Genomic DNA, 23,658 nt, shown 5'->3' on the forward strand with positions numbered 1-23,658 from the left:
GCATGTTTCAGGCTGGTCCTTGCACGTTTTAGGGCTACTCCCACACATTTCAGGGCTACTCCCACACGTTTCAGGGCTGTTCCCGCACGTCTTAGCCCATTTTCTCCCAAACGATTATTCAGTGGGGGACTTGCGGGATAAAAGGTGCGTTTTTAAGCGGTCTAAAACTGCCCCCTGCGCCGTATATCAGTCCATTTGGGTCACTTGCAATGTCCGGATCCGGTTTAATACGGCGGCAATTTCATATTTGCGTGGACGGGCAATGTCACCGGGGTGTTGCTTTGAAAAACTAGTAAACGAAGCCAGTCCATCATCATCCATTTTCCGTTCTATTTCTACAAGCACATCTGCTAATGTCCTAACCTTTTCCAAGCCATTGGTCCGATCCAGATAGGAAATGATCTCCGCAATCATCCGTGTTTGTGAGGCATCTGCTAGTTGTTCTGTTTGATCAAAAACAATTTCTGTTCGACCCATTAAGATTTTCGTTAATCCTTTTGCTTGTGTTTTCGCCCGCTTCCCTTTTTGCGTTTGCAAGCTACTCGGCTTCAAGCAACGTTTCGCGATCGTACCAAACATACTATCATTAACACCATTTCGTTCCATCGGGTACTGCTCCATGATTGCTTTTGCCTTTGCCGTCACATTTCGTGGAACATATTCATCCATCATGATTACCTCGTCGGCAACAGCAAAATAATCGCCGGAACCTCCCATTACCAGAATCGTTGAAACAGCGAGCTGATCACGCATTTGTTTTACCTTATCGATAAACGGGGTAATCGGTTCTTGTTCTTGTGTCACCAATTGCTGCATTCGGTGATCGCGGATCATGAAATTAGTTGCACTTGTATCCTCATCAATCAGCAATGTTGTCGCACCAACCTCTAAAGCCTCCATAACATTTGCTGCTTGTGACGTACTGCCACTTGCATTTTCTGTGGAAAAACACTCCGTCTCCTGTTTATGTGGCAAGTTAGAAATAAACGGTGAAATATTCACACCCTTAATTTGCCTGCCGTCTTCCGCACGAATTTTGACGGCATCTGGATCGGTCAAGACAAATTCACGCCCATCCCCTTTGGTATGCGGATAGACACCTCGTTCCACCGCCTCAAGCACCGTACTTTTGCCATGATAACCACCGCCAACAATCAATGTAATTCCTTTTTTGATCGCCATTCCTGTTAAGGCTTCAGACCGGTGGGGCACACGAATGGTTACTTGGTTTTCTTTCGGGCTTTGAAAGGGAACTGCTTGTTTCAACGGGCGATTGCTTATCCCGCTTTCTCTTGGTAAAATTGCTCCATTCGCAATAAACGCAATCCACCCCTGTTTGACCATCTCCTCACGAATAGCTTCTTGCTGATCTGCTAATTGAACCGCCTGTTCCATTTCCTGATCGGTTATCGTAAAAATCGATTTGTTGATGATCGCGGGAATAACCGTTTCAAATAACTTGATGGCTTCCCTGCCGTTGATCCGTCTTCCATTCGCGGGAAGTCCAACTGACAGACAGATAGTGGTACCATTCGGACCGATTTGTACCGCGCTCCGCTCCAAGACCTCCTGCCCAGGTGTATCAAATAACACAGCACCACTTTTGCCGGATCCTTTTACCTGAACATGACTGCCTGCTACTGCTTTACCGACAGATCGGGCTAGCGCATCCGCTGTCGCCACATTGCGGTAATCATCTTCCATCCATTCGCGCTTAATGCGACGTTGCTGTTGTGGCACCACGACACGAATTTTGGAAGGGGACGCAAATGGATCCCCCTGTACATAGTCAATCGATAACGTGAAGCGAGCAGAATAATAGGTTCCTTGTACACCTTTGTAAGCTTTATACCCTTTTCCATCTAGTTGTTTTAATTGTTGTAACAAATGTCTCATATTAAAATCCCTCATTAATTAATCATTTCTAACTTAAAGAATACTACTTAGAGAACTCTAAATTCAAGTGCAGACACGAGTCAAAAACTCCAAACAATGAAAAAAACGCAACACCTCGTCGCTCATCCGACGAAACACTGCGTTATGACATATGTATGGAGCGGGTGAAGGGAATCGAACCCTCATCATCAGCTTGGAAGGCTGAGGTTTTACCACTAAACTACACCCGCTTTTTGTAATGCATTTTTTATTATAGCAAGTCTATCATCGCAATTCAAGAGAAATTTGTCGTTTTTTTAACAAAAGTGTACGAATACCCTACAAGATTTACTATCTGACTTCACCTACAGCACACAATTTTCCACGCCACACGAATCACATGCAAGCAGTGTTTTCAAATAGTCGATATCCTTCACTAAAAAATATTTATTATCATTTGTGAGGATTCCTTTTTCCTTCCATTTGTTTACAATTCGACTGACCGTCTCTCTGGAAATTCCAATATACTTACTAATATCTTGAATCAAGATTGGCTTTGTGATACGGATTCCGTTCACCGTTACCACGCCATACATATTGACATACCGAAGAAACATGGATGCCACTGCGCCCTCCGATCCAAATGCCAGAAAATCACGAGTTTGTGCTTTACTAGCCTCCAATGACTCGGCAACCCATTTGATGAATTGCAAACACAGATGCCCATCCTCAGCCAAAATGGATTCAATAACATCTTTATGAATGGATAGGATTACACTATCTCTTGTTGCCTCAGCTGTATTTGAATACTTTTTCCCACTAAAAATACCAATCTCACCAAATCCATCATCTTCACCCCGGGTAAATATCGTAATTTCCCTATTATCACCAAGGTTCTTAAAAATGCGCATCTCCCCTTTTTCGATAAAAAATAAATGCTCCGCTGGGCTTCCCTCATTAAAAATAACCGCGCCCTTTTTTACATGTAACCGTTTCGTATTGGCAATCAGCTTGTCACAATCCCGCTGACCCAGCCGTAATAATAAAGGTTCCATTGTCATCACGTTCCTTTTAGAAGATGGATACGATTCATGTGTGCTTAGCCAATTACTTTTATGTAACACACACTGCTTCATTATCACTATTATATATGAGAAATATAATACACACCGTGATATTTATCACTAAATTAAACAAATTTCCATTAAACCGGTATCACTTTCAGATTCTTCATTCCAAATGATTTCCCGCGGTACGACAATTAGGAATTCTTTGTTTACAATGGTTGTATGAAGATATAGAATGATCTTATGGCTTATGGGAGGGAATAGAAATGACAAATTATCCTGTCGTATTATCACAAACAAAATTTGTACACCGCGACACATTGCATTATCCATTCGAGGAACGAGGGCTGCAATTTGGAGATGGTGTATATGAAGTGATTCGTGTGTATAACGGTACCTATTATCTGCTTGACGAACATGTCAATCGCTTATTTCGATCGGCAGCAGCAGTCAAAATTATCCTGCCCTTTACAAAGGTGGAACTAACCGATTTATTGCATACCTTATTACTTAAAAATGATGTCAAAACCGATACAAAAGTATATCTTCAAGCATCACGCGGCTCCGCACCACGTGTGCATACATTTCCAACCGGCGTAGACGCAAATGTATATGCTTATGTTTCAAAACAGCCAAGGAATCTGGACAATTTAAAAAATGGTGTCAAGGCGATTACACAACGCGATGTACGCTGGGAAAATTGTTATATTAAAAGCCTTAATCTGTTACCAAATGTCTTGGCAAAACAAGAAGCTCAGGAGCAAGGATGTTACGAGGCCATTTTGCACAAAGATGGCACGGTGACGGAATGCAGTTCATCAAATGTCTATCTGGTGAAAGATGGTACGATCATGACGCATCCGGCCACCAATCAAATTTTACATGGTTGTGTGCGAATTCGTGTCGAACAATTTGCGGAAAAACTTGGCATTCCGTTCAATGAGACAGCTTTTTCCGTCGATGATATTGCTAATGCGGATGAACTTTTTCTGTCGAGCAGCACCTCGGAAATTATGCCAATCATCACAGTTGATCATCAACCAATCGCTAATGGCAAACCTGGCAACATCACAAAACAACTGCAAATAGCATACAAACAAGACGCCAACATCAGCGAGTCATAGGTCGACTATCATAGGCGGGACAGGTAGCTCTTCTCCGGATTTAATCCACCATGGGAAACATGGAGACACTCTACCTGTTCCTGTGCCTCACTCTACGTACTTCCCTAAAAACTCCTGCAGTTTTGCTTCGTACTTATCTTGTGCAAGTACGAATGATTCAGCATGTCCAGCGCCGTCAACAATCATGAGCTCTGCATCACTTTTAGTGTTTTTATATAATTCCTCAGACATACGTGCAGGAGCAAATTTATCTGCGTTGCCATGGATATATAAAATCGGTACGGTCGCTTTTTTCACCTGATCAAGTGCAGACGCTTCCGTTAGCCAATACCCTGCTTCCATCTTTGTCACCAGACTAGTAGTCGGCAGCACCGGAAACGATGGGATATGATACATGCGTTTCATTTGATACGCAAACATATCTCTCACACTTGTATACGCACTATCTGAAACAATGGCTTTCACATTATCAGGAAGATTCTCTCCACTTGTCATTAACACGGTGGCTGCTCCCATGGAAACACCATGCAGCACAATTTGTGCATTGTCTCCTAACTTATCAATCATCAAATCAGCCCAATCTGCATAATCCAGACGATCATGCCAGCCAAATCCAATGTAGTCCCCTTCACTTTCCCCTTGACCGCGCGCATCAGGCATCAACACATTATATCCGAGTGCATCATGATAATAACGCGCATACAATCCCATATCTTTGCCACTGCCAAGGTACCCGTGTGCTAAGATTACCGTTTTCGTTGTTGGCTGCTTGGCTTTTAAATAATATGCTTTTAACGTCAGCCCATCATAGGAGGTCATTTTAAATTCCTCAAACGACTGATTATCCAGCCACGCATGCCAATCACCATCAATGAACTCATCCATGGCTGCAGCTGATACTTCCAGATCCGCATTTCCAACCAAGAAGTCCTTTGGTCCGCGCTCAATGGCTAAATGATAAAAATAAAAACTTGCAACTATATTTATGATAAATAAAAGGACAATAAATCCGATTAATAGTTTTAAAAGCCTTTTTCGCTTCAATTCTGACCTGCTCCTTTCTCCATTCTATTATACCAAACCATTTCAACCGTTGATTGTCTTTTATGCTGGTACTTATTAGCATCACGCCAGTAATTTCCAACGAAAAGAAGAAGCGGGCAACACACGCTGCCCGCCTTTCTTTCATAAGTATGATCATCTAAGAAAACTAAGCTAACCCTAACACCGTCTTGACTTCCTTAATTTGCAGCGTATGACGTTTCTCATGCCATCCAATAAACGGAATCCATTGGTTCAAGCTCATTTCCCCAAATACAGGATGCAAAAAGGCTCGATTGGCCAATACGTGTTCATCAGCATTAGTAACTAATTGAGCAAGCCCTTGATGAGAAGCTTCTAACTTTAATTTTAGTTCTTCAAGTGTCGCAAAGTCATCAGATGGAACAGCGAAATCCGGTGCTTGCACTTTTTGATCACGATTAACCGTTAACTCAATCGGTTTTGGCTTTGTTTGGACATCCTTCCCATTCTCCAATTCATTTTCGATCATTTTTACAATAACACCTTCCATTAAAAACAAATGCTCCAATATCTGTTTAATGGACCAGCTGGCTGCATCTGGCTGTTTATTTAAATTGTCATCCGAAATGCCATTGACTTCCTTTAATAAGGATTCTCGTGCTTCTTCGTTTACATGCAAATGTATCGCTCCTTTTCATTGCATCTCTTTCATACAGGGTTAAAAATACATATTCGTTACTATACAGCATTACGACGGTTAATGAAATAATCCGGTTTCCCTCGATTTTTTCATCATAATTTTTGTTCGCTTGTTAATTGCCTTTTTCAAAAACGTTCCCAGTAATAGGAAAAGAGCAGCAAACAGTGCTAAGCATAGGAGATCATGATATGCACGCTCCCAAACAATTCCCCCTACTGCTTCGCGCATCAAATCGATGGCATACGTAAATGGCAGGAAAGGATTTATCATTTGGAAAAACTTTGGCAGTAGCACGACTGGGTATGTGCCGCCAGACCCCGCTATTTGCAGAACAAGGAACACAATTGCCATCGCCTTGCCAGTATCACCGAAAACCGACACTAAGGTGTACACAATTAACATAAAGAGCATGCTAATCAGCAGACCAAATACCACAAACCAAACAGGATCTTTGATATAGGCATCAACCAGAAAGATGTCACCAAACGTTACGATTAAGGTTTGCAATATACCAATCGACATAAATGTTAAATATTTACCAAAATAGGTTTGTCTAGTGGTATAAGCTTCCGGATCTCGCACATCTGTCGCCAGTAAAGAAATCAGCAGCAACGACCCAACCCAAATCGCCAGAACAGTATAGAATGGTGTCATGCCAGATCCATAGTTAGGAATTGGAAACAATTTATTTTCATTCAGTTCAACTGGCTCAGCGAAAAAGCTGCGTTCTGCTTCCGGATCATTCTGTAATAGTTGAATGATTTCATTAATATCGGTTTCACCTTGAATATCGCGAATCCGATTTGCCAGCTGGTCCACCTTGTCGTGTACATATGGATACTCGCCAAGTGCGTATTGCAGCACATCTTTCCCTTCTCCAAGATTATCATCCGTCCGATTTAAGATTTTCTCGACTTCTGGAATGGTGGACTGGATTTCGGTCAGGATACCGCGGGCCTTGCCCAACGTATCTTTTGCATTTTGTACCTCCTGCAAAACAGTAGGCTCAATATTTTCATTATACTCTTTCACAAAATCATCAATTTTCGTCGAGGTATCCGCAGTTATCTTTTTTAAATCGGAAATAGTGGAATCAACCTCTGACTGCTTATCCTCGATGAACGAGCTAACATCCTTAGCATTATCCTGCGCCTCCTGCAGACCTGCTTTTAACGTCTCCAATCGCTGAAGTGCATCATCAATTTGTTCATTCTGATCTTTTATATTGCTGTCGGGTTGCTGTTCCTCTTGTTCCGCATCATTGTCGGCGTCATTCTCCTGCTGTCCTTGATTTTGCTGTTTCAACTGATTCAATGCATCTTCAATTGTGTTAATTCGTTTGATTGCATCGTTCGTTTTCCCAGTTAATTGGTCACTAATTTCTTTTCCCTTATCGAAATCAATATCCGCTGCCTGCACCTTGCTCATAAAATCATTTGCTTCACTAGCAACATTTTGAACCTTTTCCAAATCCTTTTTCACTTTCGGAGCCATCTCATTTAGCCGGCTCTCTGCTTTTTTCAGAAACTCGGTCGTATGATCAATCGTCTCGAGACCATTATTCGTTACTTCCTTCGCATCTGGCATTAACCCTTGGGCTTTATGAATAATATCTTGGGCATCATTTGCATCGGACAAGGATTCATTTAACACCTTATGTATTTCGGGAAGCTTTTTTTCCATCGTAAATACATAGTCCTCAAACCGTTTAATATCGGGAAGATCTTTTTGCAATTCAACCCCAATCTGGTTAAACATGTCAAAAATGACCCCATTGACCGTGGAAACGAATTGACTTGTGATCTTTTCAACGATGGAACTCGCACCTTTATCGGTAATTTTTGGTGCAATTGCGTTGATCTTTTCATTCACATAATACTCTACGTTCGCTTTTTGTGGATCATCCTGGACAACGGTACCAAGCTTTTTAGAAAAATCCTTGGGAATGACGATCACAGCGAAATAATCACCGTATTCCACTTTGTCCATAGCCTGCTTTCGACTGTCAAAATGCCATTCCATATCATTATTTTTCTTGAGTTCCTTCACCAGTTCGTCTCCTACATGAATCTCCTCGTCACGAACCGTTGCCCCCGTGTCCTCATTTACCACACCAATTGGAATCTGATTGGTCTGACCATAAGGATCCCAAGAAGCTTGAATATTAAACCATGCATATAATGACGGTAAAATAACAAGACCGCTTATTAAAATTGCAGCTACCCAATTGGTTCCAATGTTTTTCATATCTGTTTTGAATATCCTAAAGATATTTTTCATTTCGTTTACCTCAATCTGTTTTTTTAAAAGTGAATGACCATTCATTTACTATCATACAAGTTAGTATTATAACAGTTATATAACACGAATTCCATCACTTAAACGTTATCCTTCCACAATTCTATGTATGTATATCCAAAAATTAAATGGAAAGTCGATTATAAAGGTCACATGTGTTATACTATTTGTACTATTCTTATATATTGAGGGGTTGATGGAAGATGGGAAATACTTTTATGATGACTGGGTATCCTGGTTTTTTAGCACGTAATTTGATCGATCAACTTATTGAAGATCATGGCGAAACAATCGATCATATATACTTATTGGCATTGCCTGACCTCCATGACCAGGCCATAGATGCCATTACTACTTATGCTTACAAATATAATCGGGATCCTGAATTATTTACAATTGTAAGCGGTGACATTACCAAATTAGGACTTGCACTTGATTCCAAAGTCGATCACGTCTTACAGGAGTCAGTAACACATGTTTTTCACTTAGCAGCGATTTATGATTTGGCTGTGCCAAAGGACCTTGCTCACAACGTAAATGTAATTGGTACTCAACAAGTGAATGACTGGGTACAAAACCTGACGAACCTCAAACGCTACATTTACTTCAGTACTGCATATGTATCAGGAAGACGCGAAGGACGTATCTATGAACACGAACTGGCTGAGGGGCAGAGTTTCCGGAATCATTATGAAAGTACAAAATATGAGGCAGAACTCTTGGTTGATGCCTTAAAGGATACCATTCCATTAACCATCATTCGACCTGGTGTCGTTAAAGGAAATTCTAAAACCGGGCAAACTATTAAATTTGACGGACTTTATTTCATGCTAAACTATTTGGAGAATTCACGTTTCCTCCCAATGAACACGTATTATGGTGAGGGAAAACCCGAGGGGAATTTCGTGCCAAATGATTATGTTCTGAAGGCGACAAGCTATCTGTCACTGGCACCAGTTGGCGAGGGAAAAACCTATCACCTAACCGATCCGAATCCATACACAATGAGGGAATTGCAAACGATGCTTTCTGAATATTACCTTGGCAAACCTCCAAAAGGTAAGTTACCAGTAGGCCTTGGGAAAGCAGTGCTAAAAATAAAACCAGTAAGAAAAATGCTTCAAATCGAGCCGGAAGCATTAGATTATTTCTTGATCCATTCGTCGTATGACACCTCACAAGCCACAACTGATTTGAAGGGATCTGGTATTTCCTGTCCAGACTTAAAAGACACGCTGCCGTCGATGATTGCCTATTATCGGAAATATAGAGACGACCATACGAAACAAATAAAAATTAACTAAACTAAAGCGGCTATCATTTGTACAAATTACATCCAATCAAAAAAACAGGCTTAACTGTAGCGAAGCCTGTTTTTTGTAGTGCTCTGGATTAGAAAAAAGCGGTACAAAAGCGGTACATTATTTAACTGTTTATTTCCGATTTCTGTGAATATTGTACCATTTTCTAATAATTACAACCTTTTCCAATTTATTTATTGTATAATGAAGGGGACAGGTATGCAGGGTGAGCTTGGCGAGGGCTGCATAGGGAAGCTTCTCGATCGGCGGCTTTTATCCCCTAGGAAAGGGGCTGAAGCAATTGATACCGGTTGATAAAGCGATTGAATTGATGGTTATGTTTTCTACGCTTGTCTTACTAATTGTCAACAGCCGAGAAAAAAAGTAATCACCCTGTCGACGACGAAAACGGGATAATTACTTTTGATCCTTACACAAAGTCGCCGCACCTTGCGGAAACTGTCATCGCTTGAGTCGTAAGTTGCCGCTTACGACTCACCTTTTCATTCTATTCGAATCCTTTTAAAAAAACAATGAAAATAGCAAACAATTTAAAATTGAGACTATTTAATCACTTTCCGAATCGTAATTACCTTTTCTAATACTATTATACCACAAAATAACCATCAGAACCGCTATCATGAGGAATTCATAAATACGTTAAAATTTTGCTCCACTCCTCTACTTTCCCGGCAAACGTTTTCGTATACCGCCCGGGAATCGGACTTGTTGACGGCAGTTTTAGCACGTCAGCTTGTTCCAACTTTTCCCTTCCAAAAAATTTCCTAAACGTTTGAAAAGATTTTGTTCCATTACAAGCAACCAAGCGAATACTTGGATACTTCTCAAGCAGTCCAGGAATATCGTTTGGGATTTCATCGGTAATTTTTGTATCCAGACTGCCCTCTCGATAACAAGTTTGAATAGTATCCCATAACGCTAAATGATGCCGTTTAACAAACATGATTTTTTCATGATATGTAGCAAGCGGGGGCTGATGCAATAATGTATAGAGTATGTCCCAAAAATGGTTTCGAGGGTTCCCATAATATTCCTGTTTTTCAAGCGACATTCCTCCTGGCATGGAGCCTAGAATTAGCACCTTGGGATGTACAGGAAGTATTGGGACAAAAGATGTTAGCTTCTCAGCCATATGTTCCACACCTTTCTTTAACTATTTTTCATCATACCAATCTAATGTTAGCCGATGAATAAATTTTGCTCAAATATTACATGCTAGGTGTACTATTTGTTATGGGAGAGTGACAAATGAATCAAGAACAGCTATATCATAAGATTGCAGAATATAAAAGCGAAACCCAACAATTGGTAAGTCAATTCTGGCATGAATATTCGAGTATTGATACATGGTACTTCTGGTTTAACATTCTTAGTGCCATTATTCCGCTAGTTATTCTTTATTTTGCAATTGATAAGAAACGGATATTTGAAATTTGTTTTTACGGATATACCATTCACGTTGGATGGGCGAATGTTGATAGTATCCTGTCTACTCATAATCTTCTTGTCCATCCACACAGCCTAACCTATTTTATTCCAACTGGCTTAAATATGACTGCTGTGGTTTTACCCATCTTGTTTATGCTATTATACCAGTACAGCACCAACCGCAATAAAAATGTATATTTGTGGTCACTCATTGGTTGCGCTTTGGGAGCTTTTGTTTTTGCCCCCATTATGAGCGCTTGTAACCTTCTTAAATTGGATAATGGAATGAATTTTGTTTACGTTTTTCTAATTGATATTGCGGTTTCTTTTTTCGCCTATTGGCTAACGTTGTTGTTTCGTTGGGTGAAGCATCGGCATACAGCAGATCAATAATATGGAGAAAAACACGCGGATTTTGCAGTTTATACATGGAAGTACCTTATCATAAAGATACTTCCTGTTTTGTTATTTTTTCCCACTCAATAAAGTGAAACTTCATTCAGTGGGGGTTTCCCTTTCCAATGTTGTCAGGTTAACAAATTTTAGTTATATTGGGGGAAAAAGGAATTAGGTGATCACTCATGAAAAAAAATGACCAACCTTATGGAACGGACCATTCAGCTTATGAATAATGACAAATTCAAACGTAAATCCAAGCGCAATGCCAAAGATTTCACAAGAGAACGAAAAGTGGGTTTTGTATCTTTACTCACCCTGCTTTTACGAATGGTACGTAAATCCTCCCAATTGGAACTAGACGAGTTTCGGGAGCAGGCGCTATCTCTGCCTAGCTCCTCGGATACGTACACCAAACAGTCGTTTTCAGAAGCGCGCCAAAAATTGCGTCCTGTTGCTTTTACGCTTTTGAATGATGAATTCATCCGCGGTTTTTACGAAGATGGTGACTTTAAAACCTTTCATAACTTCCGATTGCTGGCCATAGATGGCAGTGTGGTAGAAATTCCTGATACAAAAGAAACTCGGAACACATATGGCTACTGGGGCTCCAATGCAGACCCTTCGGTTGCCCGGGCATTCGCTTCCAATTTATATGATATTGAAAACAAGGTAACAATCAGTAGTGTATTTGGAAACTTTCATGACAGCGAAAGAGACCTGGCCAAGCGTAATATCGAAAAGCTTCAATCGTTTGAACAGCCGTCGGTTCGTGATCTTATTCTTTTTGATCGCGGTTATCCTTCCATTGCTTTCATGATCGATTTGGAAAAGCAAGGTATTTCTTATGTCATTCGCTCTCAAGGTAGTTTTCTCAAAGAAGTAGAACAAACGACCTCTGAAGACGAATGGATTCAGGTAAAGGTCACCAAACCGCGAGCAAGGGAATTGAAAAAACAAGGGACGCCTATTCCAGTCGGAACTGTTCTTCAAGTGCGTGTCCTCAAGGTTACGCTACCGACTGGCGAAACGGAAACGCTTCTCACGAATGTGAGTTCAGCAGACATCAAATACAGCGACAGCCAGGAACTATATGCGAAAAGATGGGGCATCGAGTCTGGGTTTAATGACCTTAAGCATAAATTTGAAGTTGAAAACTTCTCAGGTATCAAGCCACTGTTGATTGAACAAGACTTTTACGCAACGATATTTTTAAGCAATATCGCCTCGCTCTTTGAACAAGAAGCGGAAGCCGAATGGTACGAAAAGAACCATCATAAAGATCGTAAATATCAAACCTATCACATCAATAAAAGCATTTTGGCAGGTAAATTAAGGACACGTCTCATTGAAATGGTTTTAACAGACGACCCTCATCACAGAGAGCAGATCTATGAGACTTTCTTGGCCGAAATTCAACGTCACGTGGTTCCAGTCATACCCGGACGACGATATAAAAGAGAGAAAAAACAAGCCAATCGATACAGCAACACCAATAGGCGCAGTTTATAGCCTAAATAAATACATTTTAAAATGATGTTAAATGGCGAAGTGTGTCCACTTAATAGCTTTTTATGGGCAATGATCCAATCTCTATGCTCCAGTGTGTAGAGTGATGAGTAAATCACTCTATCAGTGCAGATAAAATTAATAAAAGGTGTAAAATACTTTTATTCACAATATTAACCTGACAACATTGTTTCCCTTTCTCCCCCACTGAATGTTAGTTGAACAAAATCGGACCTTTACGGACAGTTGACCCCCACTTATCTTTTTTAGTTCCGCTTCAAAATCTTGAAGTGGGGGTCTTACTGCCCGTTAAGGAGGGATAAAATTTACGCGCAATGTCTTCCTTATTACCTGGAGCCGCAAGCTGGACATGATCAATCATTTGAATGGCAAAATTCATCTTATATCCCCTCACCTTATGAACTTCAGCCTAACACAAGTATGTAAAACAAGATAATACATATTTGTGATCGATCGTGTAAGGTTATTGTTATACATATTTTTCAACTTTTTCCTAAAAGGTCTTAACGGAAAGAAGAAAGTATAGTATGATTTTACTATGCATGTAATTTTTGCTTTTGAAGGAGGTGACACAAATGAAAGCGACTCTTGAAAATGATATTGGCTTATTTAAAGAGGTTAAGGTTGGCTTTAGTTGGACTACATTCTTTTTCGGTTTTTTCCCGGCATTATTCAGAGGAGATTTAAAATGGGCCGCAATTATGTTCGTCGTTGCAGTAGTTATTGGAATCGTAACAGCTGGAATCGCTCCATGGGTTGTTTCGATTGTTTTTGCGTTTATTTATAATAAGATTTACATAAAAGAGCTCATTGAAAAAGGATACAGACCTATGAATGACGAATCTAAACGAAAGCTGGAAAGTATCGGAATTTCGTTAAAATCTGCTTAAGCGAAAAGCGGCACGGGCTTTCCAGCGGCTGCAAGTCATAGCCAAGGAGAAGCTAGCCCCACACACAGCTGGATCAGTACACAAAAAGAGATCATACCTTGGATGGTTGATCTCTTTTTTACACATTAAAATTTAAAAGACCAGCTCCATCTGGGAACTGGTCTGCCATGTTCATCATAAACAGCCACAATTGCCGTAATTAAGATATAAAAAGTTTTAAACCACCACTTCACAAAGTGGGTGTTTGCAGAGACCTTCCTGCCTTCCGCTCCGTGGCGGCCCGACATTATAGCCTCGATCTAAAACTCCCTATTATCACATTAGAGGTTAAAACTTATTATGATTACGTACATTGTAGCTTGTAGTTATATACTACAACGAAACTGCTAAGATTGCAATGGTATTTTTATCCTTTTTGGAAAACTGGGGCGATGCTGCTGATAACGCTTGATTTCCTGACTGTAAACTGGGCCAGACATAAAATTGAGCGGTCTGGGAACTAAGTTGAGCGTCTCCGCCTGAAAATTGTTCTCCTTGATGATCAAATCCCAATTTGTTAATGAGCTGCTGCCCCATCATACATCCGCATAATTTGCTAACGACTCCCGCAAGCCTTGGAGTATAATTGATTGGTTTCACCTTCTCATATTTTCGTATTACGTTTTTTTGCTTTTTGCTCCAGCTGGGATTTTACCCGTTGGTTTTTCTCATCTTCAGCGAGTCCCTGTGGATTTATGCTGTTTGTCACGCGCTGTTTACTCCAATTACTTTCTTTTTCGCTCATGAAAAACACCTCCCGTCGTTCTATTATCTTCTTCATCAACAGTTCTATTCCCCCGATTATCAACGCAAAAAGGATAAAGCAATGATCAAGCTGCTTTATCCTTTTAATTGAATTAACTAGTTACCCAAATCCTTATACTGATCGCGCAATGCTCGTTTCAGCACTTTTCCACTTGGATTTTTTGGCAGTTGATCGGTAAAATCAACATACTTTGGCACTTTAAAAGTAGAAAGACGTTCCTTGCAAAAGGAAATGACCTCCCCTGTTGTCAATGACGCCCCCTGTTTTAGCACAATAATTGCTGTAACCGCCTCTATCCAATACGGATCGGGAATACTCACAACGGCAACTTCAGAAACACCCTTCATTTGATAAATCATCTCTTCCACTTCCCGGCTGGAAACATTAACGCCACCTGTGTTAATCATATCTTTTTTCCGATCAACAATCGTGACATACCCTTCTTCATCCATGACACCGAGATCTCCGCTGTGAAACCAGCCATCACGAAATGCTTCGCGCGTTTTATCCGGATCATGTAAATAACCTTTCATTGCATGTGGCGTCCGATGTACAATTTCACCAATTTCACCACAGGCTACCTCTTGGCCTTGTTCATCAACAATTTTCGTTTGCACATTTAATGTTGGTGTTCCAGCTGAACCAAGTTTACGTAATTGATCTTCCGGTTGCAACGCGGTCGCGAGCGGTGCGACTTCCGTTTGACCGTAAAAATTCCAAAACCGGGCATTTGGCAACCGTTCCGCAAGCTCTTTTAATATCTCCCGCGGCATGATGGCAGCACCATAGTAACACTTTTCCAACGTTGATAAATCACGCTTATCAAAATCCGGATGGCGCAATAACGCAATCCAAACAGTTGGCGGGGCGAACAACTGGGTCGCTTTTTCATCTTCAATCGTCTTCATAATCAGCTGCGGATCCGCCGCCCCAAGGATGATCCCGCTCGCCCCAACATACACACTTGGTCCCAAAAACACATGAAGCTGGGCACTATGATAAAGCGGCAGCGCATGAATTGCAACATCCCGCGCCTCCATGTGGCCATCAACAATACTGCTGACATACTCACTGATCAGGCTTTTATGGGTTAGCATGACACCTTTGGGCCGTGATTCGGTACCACTGGTATATAATACATGTGCCAAGTCATCATCATCAATCGCTGCTTCTACCAATGTTACAGGTTGTCCGTTACGACTCCTGGACAGCGTTTCCCATGAAGACAATTCTTCTGGCAATTGCGCTTCCGCCGGTATGTCCATCAGATAGCGATATTGCACCTTAGAATTGGATGCTTGATCTAAAACAGGAGCATATTCCGCAGACGCAATAAAACCAGTGACCTCAGCATGTTCAACAATATACTGCACATCCTCGATCGACAGCATGTAATTGATCGGAATCATCACTGCCCCAATGCGAGCTAACGCAAAATTTGTCACAACGAAATCCAAACTATTTTTTGACATAACGGTAACCATTTCGCCCTTTGTCATTCCTTTTGCTAAAAAGGCACATGCTGTCTGGTTTACCAAAGCATCCAGCTCGGCATATGTTACTTGCTTATCCTGATACATGAACGCCAATTTATCCGGAGTCCGATCCCGCGTTCTAGCCAATAAATCCCCCAATGTGTTCCGTCGTGCACGCTGTAACATGCTGGAAAATTCGTTATCCTTTTGTGTAAGCCCTTTCAAAAAACCACTCCCCTACAGATGCTGCTCGCATTTTTATAAAATATTCTTTCTCTTATTTTATTTCAGATTGGTTTAAATAGCAATAAAAAGCGGGGCAATCTCCTATATGACTTAGAGATTGCCCTTTTATTTTCATTTTTCTCTTTTTTAGGCCAAAAATAAGGCACCATAAAGCAATGCACCCAGCACAACATATACTGGACTGATTCCGCGTTTCTCCAATAAAAAGTAGCCAGCGACAATTAAAATAACCATATGTATCCATCCGATTTCTACGTATGAGTTATGAAAGAATTCAACCGTCATCACACCGAGCAGTACAGCGATTGTCGGCCGGATAATTTTTGTCAGCCGTTTCACTTTCGGTGATTCCTTATGCCGCATTAATAACCCCAACAACGCGATCATCATCACAAGCGATGGTGCCACTGATGCAAAAACACCGATGGATGCACCCAGGATTCCCCCTGCATCATACCCTACATACGCAGCTAATTTTGTTGCAATTGGACCTGGGAGCCCGTTGCCAAGTGCGACCATTTCGCTGAATTCGTGGGTGGTAAACCAATGATAACGGTCCACGACTTCATGCTCCAAAAGCGGAATCGTTGCCGGCCCCCCGCCATAACCCAAAAGGTTCGAGGTGAAATTTGCTAAAAATATTTTCCAATAGATCATGACCCGTCAGCCTGCCTTTCATTCGATTTCCCTTTCGAAAATAAGGCAGAAAGTATCAATACAATGATGAGAATGGCAGGGTGTATTCCCAATACCTCCATCACAACAATGCTTAGGATAGTGAGCATTATCGTTGCAACCCAGCCAAGCAGTTGTTTAGATTTTTTAATAAAGTCCAGCGCTAAAACCCCAATCATTACGCCAGCAATCGGCAGAACCCCTTTTGACATTCCCTGCACCCACGGCACGTCTTTATATTTGTTAAGCACCGTAAGTAATAAAATCATTAAAAAAGCAGTCGGCAGTACGGTTGCAATAGTGCATGTAATTAATCCCCAAAAACCTTTCAGCCGCCAGCCAATATAACCAGACAATTTCGTATTAATTGGTCCCGGCAATGTATTGGCAAGCGCGAGTATATCGGAAAACTCATCGTCATCCATCCATTGATACGTCTTCACTACTTCCTTATGCATCAGTGGAATTGCCGACAATCCGCCGCCATAGCCAAGCATTCCAGCACGAAAAAAAGCAATGAATAAGTCCTTGTGCAAAATTAAACATCTCCTAACAACTTCCATATGTATGAAACTTCATTCTTTATGCTATCGTACCAAACTGTTAGGAAATAATCATTAGTGGTGTGAAAATAATTATGATTTCTTACTACTGAGGATAAAGTGAAAACTTCATACAGTGAGAGTTTCCCTTCTTTCCCACTGAGACTGGAGAAAGACTAAGAACTCAGTGGCCTGAGTTGCAACGCTTTTTGACCTGCATCGTGCAGGCTGAGAACAGAATCGGACCATTGTCATGCAGTTGACCCCCACTTATCTTTTTTAGTTTTACCTCAAAATCTTGAAGTGAGGGTCTACAGCCCGTTAAGGCGGCATAAATGTAATCAAATGGGGGTTGCCTGATTGTTTCTTCAGCAGGTTGGAGTTTTGAAGTATTCTTACCGTCTTCGGGAAGCTGTCTACCGACTTTGAGATGTTCTCTCCCGACTCCAGGGCGTTCTCTCCCGACTTTTGGGCGCTCTCTCCCGACTTCAGGGCGTTCTCTCCCGACTTCAGGGCGTTCTCTCCCGACTTCAGGGCGTTCTCTCCCGACTTCGAGGTACTTCCTCCCGGCTTCGAGGTACTCCCGGCATGGGCAGTTGTAAAAAAGAATAACTTCGAACGAACAAAATTTAGAAAATAACCCCACCACAATAACATGGTGGGGCTGTCCCTTATATAACTTTACCTGGATTCAGTATACCTTTAGGATCCAGAGCATGCTTAATTGTGCGCATAACCTCAAGTGACACTCCATGCTCCTTTGCTTGATATTTCCGTTTTCCAACACCGACTCCATGTTCACCCGTGCAGGTACCACCGCGGGCAAGTGCATAGGTAACAATATGCTCATTGACCGTATTTGCCTTTTCAATATCCGTTGCATCATTGACATCAACCATTAACAAGATATGGTAATTACCATCCCCAACATGACCGACAATCCCACCGGCAAGTCCAGATGATTCAACGGCAATTCGCGCATCCTTTACCGCACCTGCAAGCTCAGAAATCGGCACACAGACATCGGTTACCATCTGTTTCTTACCAGGATGACCATGAATATAGGCATAAGCAACATTGTGTCTTGCTTCCCATAGCCGGTTTCTACCCGCTGTATCGGTTTCAAATTCAATATCCTGACAATTATAATCCATGACGATATCACGGGTAAAATCAACATCTTGCTTCAGTCCTGCCTCATTCCCGTGAAACTCCAGAAAGACAGTTGGCACTTCCTGATAATCTGTATCACTAAACAGGTTCATTTGTTTGATGGACTGAGCATCCGCCAATTCCACACGTGCGATCGGAACGCCAGCTTGCAGGATGGCAATGACCGCTTCTACGGCGTCGTCTACACTGGCAAACGCAGCCCGTGCCGCCATCACATGTTCTGGAATTCCATAGATGCGTAATGTTAACTCGGTAAAACAGCCCAACGTCCCCTCCGATCCGACAAAAATACCGCTCAAATGATAACCGGAAGAGGACTTCGCTGCCAGGTTACCCGTATGAATAATCGATCCATCAGCAAGAACGACCTCCATATCCCTTACCTGATCACGCATAATTCCATACCTTACTGCCGTTGTACCGCTTGCATTTGTTGCGGCCATCCCGCCAAGTGTGGCATCTGCTCCCGGATCAACCGAGAAAAATAGCCCATACTTTTTCAATTCTTTATCCAACTGGGATCGTGTTACCCCAGGCTGTACCCGCACAAGAAAATCATTTTCCCGTACTTCCAACACCTTATTCATTAGTGAAAAATCTACAACAATACTGGATTCATACGGGATCACATTCCCCTCCAAACTGGAAGCAACCCCAAATGGAACCACCGTTTGCCCGTACTTGTTTGCCAATTTGATAATAGTACTCACTTCATCGGCCGTTTCCGGAAAAACGACTACTTCCGGCAAATGTGGGGTATGATAGGATTCATCACTGCTATGCTGCTCCAATATCGTTTCATTTTTAGTAACACGATCCGGGGCTAATTCGTGCTGCAATTCATCAAATAATGCCATATGTAACCTCTCCTTTGTATTAAAAGTCCAAACACTTAACCCTTCATACTATTATACTATCACTTTACTTCCTATGAATATAGCACTATTTTTTCAATCTTATCGCCCAAAATCACATTATACAGTACCTAATCATGGGTTGTTGAATATAGTGAAATTGACTAGTTTAAAGGAGGAACCTGACACAATGGAAACATCAAGAAAAAACCGCCCAAAGCATCTCGCTTGGCATGAAACACTTGAAATACACGAACTTGTAGCATTTCAATCGATCGGATTAATGAAATTAAAGCATGCGGTTGGTGACGTCAAAGATAACATGCTCCGTAATTTGTATGTGCAATGTATTAAAGATATGGAAAACAATTTAAAGGAACTTACACAATTTTATTCGTTGGCGCCCAGAGAGACAGAAGGGGAAGAGGGGTTTCGCGAGCTTGGAAACAGCTTTTACGCTGGCGACTTATTAGTTTTAACCAAATCGTGTGTGAAAAATTATGCCGCTTCCATCACAGAAGTCGCTACTCCTCAACTAAGGGAAACATTAAATCAGCACTTGCAAAAAGCGATTGAAGCCCATGCCAATGTATTTTCATACATGTTCGAAAAAGGAGAATATCCGGCATATGATTTGGAAAAGTTATTGCAAAATGACCTAAAAAACGCACATAAAGCACTAAAAATGAAATATAAATAGCCATTAATAATATCAAGTGAGAGTAACTATACCATCTCTCCCTATCGGCCACTAGAAATAAAGCTTTCGGGCTTTTTTGACCTGTTTCATACGCGGAGCTTTGTACCCATGCTCATAAATCCGGCCTTTATCCATTTGACAATGGGTAAGTAATGAATCCAGTACACCACCATGCTGGTCCACCGCATGTTGAAAGATGTTCGCCGCCACCCGGGCATCTTCTAAGGCGTGGTGGTGTTCAAATGTGATTCCATGCTCGGCTGCGACTGTATTTAATTTATGATTCCGCAGCTGTGGCCATACTTTCCGGGAAATAGTTGCCGTACACAAGTAATCCAGCTCCGGATATGGAATCTGAAAATAATCCAGCGTATTACGAATAACACTCATATCAAAACTAGCATTATGAGCAATAACCAGATGATTATGAAGATATTCACGTAATGTCGGCCAAATTTGAGCAAATGTAGGCTGATTTTCAATGTCCCGACTGGTGATTTCATGTATAGCAATGTTAAACGAACTAAATTCCATTAATGGGTTGATCAGCGTATAATATTCATCAACAATCTCATGTTCATTGGCCACAACAATACCAACCGCGCATGGACTGTAACGTTTTGCATTAGCAGTTTCAAAATCGATTGATGTAAACTCCATTATGTACCTCCCCTTTACTCTATCATAGCACAAAACATCGTCTGTCAGCATCCCAGCGAATCACAGCAGTAATGACGGAATTACGAAGGAAAACAAACGTTATCACCATTTGCTACTGACTAAACTTTCCTAGCGAAACTGCTGATAGCAGATCCTTTCCATCATATGTTTGTTACATAATTTTTGCTTGACTTTCCAGCTAGATAATTGTAAAGTATTGATTAATATTCTAAAATTTAAATACTATTTTCTTATCCAGAGAGGTGGAGGGACTGGCCCTTTGAAGCCTCGGCAACAGCCTGTAATAGCCAAACAGGTATTGTGCCAATTCCAGAAGCGCCATGCTTGAAAGATAAGAAGAGCATCAACCGTTTATATTACAGTCTCTTCTTTTTAAGTGGAGGCTGTTTTATATTTTTCCCGCATGAACGTGAAAAGACCTCTATTTTCGTATTTGAGAATATGGAATAAATTCATTTTATCAGGAGATGATCACATGACAGAGAGAAGCATCGAAACAAAGTTAGCACAACTGGGAAGCTACAGTGATAAAGCAACAGGTGCTGTTAATCCACCGATTTTTTTATCAACCGCATATAAACATGAAGGGCTCGGCCGGTCCACCGGTTACGATTACAGTCGCACCAAAAATCCAACCCGCTATCTGTTAGAGTCAGCATTCGCGGATTTAGAAGGCGGAGATGGAGCGTATGCCTGTAGTTCCGGTATGGCTGCCATTCAGTTAATATTTTCCCTTTTTCGATCTGGTGACGAGCTCATCGTTACAGAAGATATCTATGGCGGTACATACCGATTACTCGATCTTTATGCAGAAAACTATCAGATTCAGACGTCCTACAGTGATTTTTCCGACTTAGCTCAAACGGAGCAGCTGATCACCGGCAATACGAAAGCGATTTTACTTGAAACACCGACAAATCCATTAATGCAGGAAGTGGATATCCAACAGATTGCCGAGCTTGCGCGTAAACATCAGCTGTTAGTAATTGTAGATAACACGTTCCTCACCCCTTACTTGCAGCGTCCACTCGAATTGGGTGCAGATATTGTGATTCATAGTGCAACCAAATATATTGGCGGGCATAATGATGTGCTGGCGGGGTTAGTGGCGGCAAAAGGGCCAAAACTCTGTGAACAATTAGCGATGATTCATAATGCCTCAGGTGGGGTGTTGTCCCCATTCGATTCCTGGTTATTAATCAGGGGCCTAAAAACTCTTTCACTGCGAATGGAAAAACACCAACAAAACGCCCAAGAAATTGCCGCGTTTTTACGTGAACAACCGGAAATAGCGGATGTTCTTTACCCGGGAAAAGGCGGCATGCTATCATTCCGCCTCCAGCAAAGCGAATGGGTTGATTCATTCCTGCAGCAGCTGCAATTGATCACATTTGCCGAAAGTCTTGGCGGTGTCGAGAGCTTTATTACGTACCCGGCAACCCAGACCCATGCCGACATTCCGGTTGCGGAACGTGTAAGGCGCGGTGTCGATGATCGGTTATTGCGGTTTTCCGTTGGTATTGAACAGGCCCATGATTTAAAACAGGATTTAAAACAGGCATTATCCGTATTGGCCAAAGAATCACGACTATAAACTATTAGACGAGGACCGGGTAAAGAGCGCCCGGCCGTTTGTGTTGAGTGACCGAACGAGGGGGTTTTTTCCCTCGTTCGGTAGCCCTAATGCGTATGGAGTATATACGCAAAGATAATTTACCCCGTGTTGAGTTATTCCTAATAATGGGAATTTCAATATTATTTAAGACCCCATCATAACAGGACAACGGGATAGACCCAAATTCGATACTAAAAAGCCAGCCTTTATGAATGAAATTAAAGACTGGCTTTTGGTTATTCAATAAAACGCTTGTCAACAAACGTACTAAAATCGGGTTTTTCTTTAAGAAATTGTAAATCAAAAGAAGAGTTACCAAATTTTTGAATCGTATCTACATCCACATCATAGACGAAATGTGTGCGTTTCCAGGCATTTTCCATGACATCACGCTCCATTTTCTGTCCAGTAATATCATCAATACTTTGAATAGTTATATCAATGGATTCATCCGTGTGTTCGTTAATATAGTCAATCGATTCTATATGGGCATCGACCATTTTTTGCACCAATTCCGGATTATCTTTTGCAAACTCGGAACTTGTCACGAATACAGCTGCTGGTAATTTTTCACCGAAAGAAACTTCGTCGGAATCAAGCAGAACGTTTGCCCCTTCCTTCAATTCTAACACGGATCCCCACGGTTCTGGAGCAGCTGCTATATCAACTTCTCCTTTTTCAAACATCGCTGGATATAAGGCCGGTTTGCCTGTGACGTGTTTCATCTGACCTCCTATCCGATTAGAGGTCACACTCAATTCTTTCATATAAGTTTCATACTGCACATCATGTGTACAGCCAATGCCCGGCGTTATATACGTGTTGTTTTTAACATCATCTACTGTCTTGATGCCGCTGTCTTTGCGGGCAACAATGACCGTACCACCTGTGGATGAGCCTGCCACCACTTCAACATCTACACCAGAAATATAATTATTCATTGCTGGTCCTGGGCCAACTAGCCCACCTTGAATTTCCCCTGTTGCTAATGCTGTCATAAAGTCCGATCCATCCGGAAATGTCTGATACTCCACTTCTATATCGTCACCTAAATGCTGTTCATACATCTGTTTTTCTATCGCAACCATTGCCGGTGCATGATTTAAATTTGGAAAATAGCCAATAATCACCTTTTGCTTCTCACCAGATGCCGATGAATTCCCGCCACATGCACTTAACAATAAAAATGCCCCAATTACGAAAATAGTAACTACCTTCTTCACAAAAAACCCTCCTCCT

Annotated in this window: 21 protein-coding genes, 1 tRNA gene, 1 other RNA gene and 1 riboswitch; of the genes, 7 read left to right on the top strand and 16 right to left on the bottom strand. The window is 41.5% G+C overall.

Annotated features, from left to right (window positions below; all coding sequences use genetic code 11):
• Nucleotides 1-186: 186 nt before the first annotated feature.
• The 3 genes from WMZ97_RS10890 to WMZ97_RS10900 all read right to left on the bottom strand — a co-directional run bounded on the left by WMZ97_RS10890 (nucleotide 187) and on the right by WMZ97_RS10900 (nucleotide 2,930).
• On the bottom strand, nucleotides 187-1,896 hold the full coding sequence (locus WMZ97_RS10890; RefSeq protein ID WP_343272112.1) for an ABC-ATPase domain-containing protein: 1,710 nt from the start codon (nucleotides 1,894-1,896) through the stop codon (nucleotides 187-189).
• Between the two features lie 156 nt (nucleotides 1,897-2,052).
• Nucleotides 2,053-2,126 (bottom strand) — tRNA-Gly (locus WMZ97_RS10895).
• A gap of 114 nt (nucleotides 2,127-2,240) precedes the next feature.
• Nucleotides 2,241-2,930 carry a Crp/Fnr family transcriptional regulator gene (locus WMZ97_RS10900; protein WP_343272113.1) on the bottom strand — a complete coding sequence of 230 codons (690 nt, stop codon included), beginning with the start codon at nucleotides 2,928-2,930 and terminating at the stop codon, nucleotides 2,241-2,243.
• A 278-nt stretch (nucleotides 2,931-3,208) separates the two neighbouring features.
• Between WMZ97_RS10900 and dat the strand changes: the two genes are divergently transcribed.
• Nucleotides 3,209-4,066 (top strand): D-amino-acid transaminase, encoded by an 858-nt coding sequence (gene dat / locus WMZ97_RS10905; RefSeq protein WP_343272114.1) that lies wholly within the window; start codon nucleotides 3,209-3,211, stop codon nucleotides 4,064-4,066.
• Nucleotides 4,067-4,153: 87 nt separating this feature from the next.
• Here dat and WMZ97_RS10910 read toward each other — a convergent pair whose 3' ends face one another.
• The 3 genes from WMZ97_RS10910 to WMZ97_RS10920 form a co-directional block, all read right to left on the bottom strand.
• Complete coding sequence (locus WMZ97_RS10910; RefSeq protein ID WP_343272115.1) at nucleotides 4,154-5,110, bottom strand: alpha/beta hydrolase; 957 nt, start codon at nucleotides 5,108-5,110, stop codon at nucleotides 4,154-4,156.
• 166 nt (nucleotides 5,111-5,276) lie between these two features.
• On the bottom strand, nucleotides 5,277-5,768 hold the full coding sequence (locus WMZ97_RS10915) for a DinB family protein (protein WP_343272116.1): 492 nt from the start codon (nucleotides 5,766-5,768) through the stop codon (nucleotides 5,277-5,279).
• Nucleotides 5,769-5,846: 78 nt separating this feature from the next.
• Nucleotides 5,847-8,069, bottom strand: a complete 2,223-nt coding sequence (locus WMZ97_RS10920) for a YhgE/Pip domain-containing protein (RefSeq protein ID WP_343272117.1) — start codon at nucleotides 8,067-8,069, stop codon at nucleotides 5,847-5,849.
• Between the two features lie 221 nt (nucleotides 8,070-8,290).
• On the opposite strand from WMZ97_RS10920, the gene WMZ97_RS10925 reads away from it, so the two are divergent.
• Nucleotides 8,291-9,391: an SDR family oxidoreductase gene (locus tag WMZ97_RS10925; protein WP_343272118.1), complete on the top strand. Its 1,101-nt coding sequence runs from the start codon at nucleotides 8,291-8,293 to the stop codon at nucleotides 9,389-9,391.
• Nucleotides 9,392-10,037: 646 nt separating this feature from the next.
• Here WMZ97_RS10925 and WMZ97_RS10930 read toward each other — a convergent pair.
• A complete protein-coding gene (locus WMZ97_RS10930) occupies nucleotides 10,038-10,541 on the bottom strand; it encodes a DNA-deoxyinosine glycosylase (RefSeq protein WP_343272119.1) in 504 nt (167 codons plus the stop codon).
• A 116-nt stretch (nucleotides 10,542-10,657) separates the two neighbouring features.
• Here WMZ97_RS10930 and WMZ97_RS10935 point away from each other — a divergent pair, with 116 nt between their 5' ends.
• The 3 genes from WMZ97_RS10935 (at nucleotide 10,658) to WMZ97_RS10945 (ending at nucleotide 13,653) form a co-directional block, all read left to right on the top strand.
• On the top strand, nucleotides 10,658-11,230 hold the full coding sequence (locus WMZ97_RS10935) for a hypothetical protein (RefSeq protein WP_343272120.1): 573 nt from the start codon (nucleotides 10,658-10,660) through the stop codon (nucleotides 11,228-11,230).
• A gap of 210 nt (nucleotides 11,231-11,440) precedes the next feature.
• Nucleotides 11,441-12,745 (top strand): IS4 family transposase, encoded by a 1,305-nt coding sequence (locus WMZ97_RS10940; protein ID WP_343272121.1) that lies wholly within the window; start codon nucleotides 11,441-11,443, stop codon nucleotides 12,743-12,745.
• 593 nt (nucleotides 12,746-13,338) lie between these two features.
• The gene (locus tag WMZ97_RS10945; RefSeq protein ID WP_343272122.1) at nucleotides 13,339-13,653 is read left to right on the top strand and encodes a DUF2628 domain-containing protein; all 315 of its coding nucleotides are present in this window, start codon (nucleotides 13,339-13,341) and stop codon (nucleotides 13,651-13,653) included.
• Nucleotides 13,654-13,830: 177 nt separating this feature from the next.
• Here the strand turns inward: WMZ97_RS10945 and ssrS are convergent.
• From ssrS to WMZ97_RS10980, 7 genes are all read right to left on the bottom strand, one after another.
• A non-coding RNA gene (ssrS, locus tag WMZ97_RS10950) (6S RNA) lies at nucleotides 13,831-14,017 on the bottom strand.
• 279 nt (nucleotides 14,018-14,296) lie between these two features.
• On the bottom strand, nucleotides 14,297-14,437 hold the full coding sequence (locus WMZ97_RS10955) for a small, acid-soluble spore protein L (protein ID WP_343272123.1): 141 nt from the start codon (nucleotides 14,435-14,437) through the stop codon (nucleotides 14,297-14,299).
• A 116-nt stretch (nucleotides 14,438-14,553) separates the two neighbouring features.
• A complete protein-coding gene (locus WMZ97_RS10960) occupies nucleotides 14,554-16,119 on the bottom strand; it encodes an acyl-CoA synthetase (RefSeq protein WP_343272209.1) in 1,566 nt (521 codons plus the stop codon).
• Between the two features lie 186 nt (nucleotides 16,120-16,305).
• On the bottom strand, nucleotides 16,306-16,836 hold the full coding sequence (locus tag WMZ97_RS10965; protein ID WP_343272124.1) for a chromate transporter: 531 nt from the start codon (nucleotides 16,834-16,836) through the stop codon (nucleotides 16,306-16,308).
• Nucleotides 16,833-17,393 (bottom strand): chromate transporter, encoded by a 561-nt coding sequence (locus WMZ97_RS10970; RefSeq protein WP_343272210.1) that lies wholly within the window; start codon nucleotides 17,391-17,393, stop codon nucleotides 16,833-16,835. The genes WMZ97_RS10965 and WMZ97_RS10970 overlap by 4 nt, the downstream gene beginning before the upstream one ends.
• Nucleotides 17,394-17,717: 324 nt before the next feature.
• Nucleotides 17,718-18,053, bottom strand: coding sequence for a hypothetical protein (locus WMZ97_RS10975; protein WP_343272125.1), 336 nt, complete (start codon nucleotides 18,051-18,053; stop codon nucleotides 17,718-17,720).
• 14 nt (nucleotides 18,054-18,067) lie between these two features.
• Entirely contained in the window at nucleotides 18,068-19,426 is a 1,359-nt protein-coding gene (locus tag WMZ97_RS10980) for an FAD-binding oxidoreductase (RefSeq protein WP_343272126.1), read from the bottom strand.
• Nucleotides 19,427-19,613: 187 nt separating this feature from the next.
• On the opposite strand from WMZ97_RS10980, the gene WMZ97_RS10985 reads away from it, so the two are divergent.
• Complete coding sequence (locus tag WMZ97_RS10985; protein WP_343272127.1) at nucleotides 19,614-20,123, top strand: spore coat protein; 510 nt, start codon at nucleotides 19,614-19,616, stop codon at nucleotides 20,121-20,123.
• 51 nt (nucleotides 20,124-20,174) lie between these two features.
• Here the strand turns inward: WMZ97_RS10985 and WMZ97_RS10990 are convergent, their stop codons facing one another.
• The gene (locus WMZ97_RS10990) at nucleotides 20,175-20,783 is read right to left on the bottom strand and encodes a 3'-5' exonuclease (protein WP_343272128.1); all 609 of its coding nucleotides are present in this window, start codon (nucleotides 20,781-20,783) and stop codon (nucleotides 20,175-20,177) included.
• A 248-nt stretch (nucleotides 20,784-21,031) separates the two neighbouring features.
• Nucleotides 21,032-21,142, top strand: a riboswitch (SAM riboswitch).
• A gap of 137 nt (nucleotides 21,143-21,279) precedes the next feature.
• Here WMZ97_RS10990 and WMZ97_RS10995 point away from each other — a divergent pair.
• Entirely contained in the window at nucleotides 21,280-22,398 is a 1,119-nt protein-coding gene (locus tag WMZ97_RS10995) for a methionine biosynthesis PLP-dependent protein (protein WP_343272129.1), read from the top strand.
• Between the two features lie 257 nt (nucleotides 22,399-22,655).
• On the opposite strand, the gene WMZ97_RS11000 is transcribed toward WMZ97_RS10995, so the two are convergent.
• A complete protein-coding gene (locus WMZ97_RS11000; RefSeq protein WP_343272130.1) occupies nucleotides 22,656-23,642 on the bottom strand; it encodes an aliphatic sulfonate ABC transporter substrate-binding protein in 987 nt (328 codons plus the stop codon).
• Between the last annotated feature and the right edge of the window lie 16 nt (nucleotides 23,643-23,658).

Source organism: Lentibacillus songyuanensis (assembly GCF_039548255.1).
Taxonomy (GTDB): domain Bacteria; phylum Bacillota; class Bacilli; order Bacillales; family Amphibacillaceae; genus Lentibacillus_C; species Lentibacillus_C songyuanensis.